This window comes from Inquilinus limosus, assembly GCF_002195995.1.
GTDB classification, from domain to species: Bacteria; Pseudomonadota; Alphaproteobacteria; order DSM-16000; family Inquilinaceae; genus Inquilinus; species Inquilinus limosus_C.
Genome location: NZ_NHON01000206.1, coordinates 1 through 2,189, shown reverse-complemented (window position 1 = coordinate 2,189; position 2,189 = coordinate 1). Strand labels below are relative to the sequence as shown.

Sequence of the window (2,189 nt, the reverse complement as noted above, 5' to 3'; positions counted from 1 at the left end):
GGCTGTTCCCGTCGATCCTGGGGCATGAGGGCGCGGGCGTGGTGGTCGATGTGGGGCTGGGGGTGACCAGCCTGCAGAAGGGCGACCATGTGATCCCCTTGTACACGCCGGAATGCCGGCAATGCCCGTCCTGCCTGTCGCGCAAGACCAACCTGTGCACGGCGATCCGGTCGACCCAGGGGCAGGGGCTGATGCCGGACGGCACCAGCCGGTTCTCGATCGGCAAGGAGAAGATCTTCCACTACATGGGCTGCTCGACCTTCTCGAACTTCACGGTGCTGCCGGAGATCGCGCTGGCGAAGGTCAACCCGGACGCGCCCTTCGACAAGATCTGCTACATCGGCTGCGGCGTGACCACCGGTATCGGCGCCGTGATCAACACGGCGAAGGTGGAGGAGGGGGCGACCGCGATCGTGTTCGGGCTCGGCGGCATTGGCCTCAACGTGATCCAGGGTCTGCGGCTGGCCGGGGCCGACATGATCATCGGCGTCGACCTGAACAACTCGAAGAAGGAATGGGGCGAGCGCTTCGGCATGACCCATTTCGTCAACCCGAGCGAGGTCGAGGGCGACCTGGTGCCGTATCTGGTGAACCTGACCAAGCGCGGCGCGGACCAGATCGGCGGGGCCGACTACACCTTCGACTGCACCGGCAACACCAAGGTGATGCGGGCGGCGCTGGAGGCCTCGCATCGCGGCTGGGGCCAGAGCATCGTGATCGGCGTGGCGGGTGCGGGGCAGGAGATCTCGACCCGGCCGTTCCAGCTGGTGACGGGGCGGGTGTGGAAGGGCACGGCCTTCGGCGGGGCGCGCGGGCGCACCGACGTGCCGAAGATCGTGGACTGGTACATGTCGGGCAAGATCGAGATCGACCCGATGATCACGCACAAGCTGCCCCTGGAGCGGATCAACGAGGGCTTCGACCTGATGCATGAGGGCAAGTCGATCCGCACGGTCGTGGAGTTCTGATGTCGGGCGAGATCACCACCCGGAGCAAGCACCGGGCCTTCGCGGGCGAGGTCGGGTTCTACAGCCACGCCTCGTCCGAGATCGGCGGCGAGATGCGCTTCGCGGTCTATGTGCCGCCGCAGGCCGCCGAGCGCCCGGTGCCGGTGGNTTCGACTGATGCATGAGGGCAAGTCGATCCGCACGGTCGTGGAGTTCTGATGTCGGGCGAGATCACCACCCGGAGCAAGCACCGGGCCTTCGCGGGCGAGGTCGGGTTCTACAGCCACGCCTCGTCCGAGATCGGCGGCGAGATGCGGTTCGCGGTCTATGTGCCGCCGCAGGCCGCCGAGCGTCCGGTGCCGGTGCTGACCTACCTCGCCGGTCTGACCTGCACCGAGGAGACCTTCATCATCAAGGCGGGCGCCCTGCAGCATGCGGCGGAGTTCGGGCTGATGCTGGTGGCGCCGGACACCTCTCCGCGCGACCGGCGCCACCCGGGCGACGATGAGAGCTGGGATTTCGGGCTCGGGGCCGGGTTCTACCTGGACGCGACGCAAGAGCCCTGGCGCGACGGCTACCGGATGCACGCCTATGTGACCAAGGAGCTGCCGGAGGTGATCGGCCGGCACTTCCCGGCACGGCGCAGCGCGATGGGGATCTTCGGGCACTCGATGGGCGGGCACGGGGCGCTGGTGGCGGCGCTGCGCAACCCCGGCCTGTACCGCTCGGTGTCGGCCTTCGCGCCGATCTCGGCGCCGTCGCAATGCCCCTGGGGGCAGAAGGCGTTCTCGCGCTATCTCGGCCCCGACCAGACCCAATGGGCGCAATGGGACGCGACGGCACTGGTGCAGGGCGGGGCGCGCTGCCCCGACCTGCTGATCGACCAGGGCGAGGCGGACCAGTTCCTGGAGCGCGAGCTGCATCCGCATCTGCTGGAGGCGGCGTGCAAAGCGGCCGGGCAGCCGCTGACCCTGCGGCGCCATGCCGGCTACGACCATGGCTACTACTTCATCTCCACCTTCATCGCCGACCACATCCGCCATCATGCCGGCGTGCTGAACCGATAGTGGGTGTGGGGGCGGTTCCCCCCTTCCTGTCATTGCCGGGCTTGACCCACGGGTGTCCGGTTGAGGTTTCATGGTCACAGAAGGACGATTTGCCTTGGGTCTGAGCGTGGTGTGGGCTTTGCTCCGCTCAGGCGATCGATGGATCGTCGGTGCATGAGGTTGAGACGGACGAGAA

2 protein-coding genes are annotated in these 2,189 nt (G+C 67.6%); both read left to right on the top strand.

Annotation, left to right across the window (positions count from 1 at the left end):
* A partial coding sequence (locus tag BWR60_RS35925) for a zinc-binding dehydrogenase (protein ID WP_088158133.1) occupies positions 1 to 968 on the top strand: 968 nt, incomplete at its 5' end.
* A 197-nt stretch (positions 969 to 1,165) separates the two neighbouring features.
* The gene (gene fghA / locus BWR60_RS35920) at positions 1,166 to 2,014 is read left to right on the top strand and encodes an S-formylglutathione hydrolase (RefSeq protein ID WP_088158131.1); all 849 of its coding nucleotides are present in this window, start codon (positions 1,166 to 1,168) and stop codon (positions 2,012 to 2,014) included.
* Positions 2,015 to 2,189 lie beyond the last annotated feature (175 nt).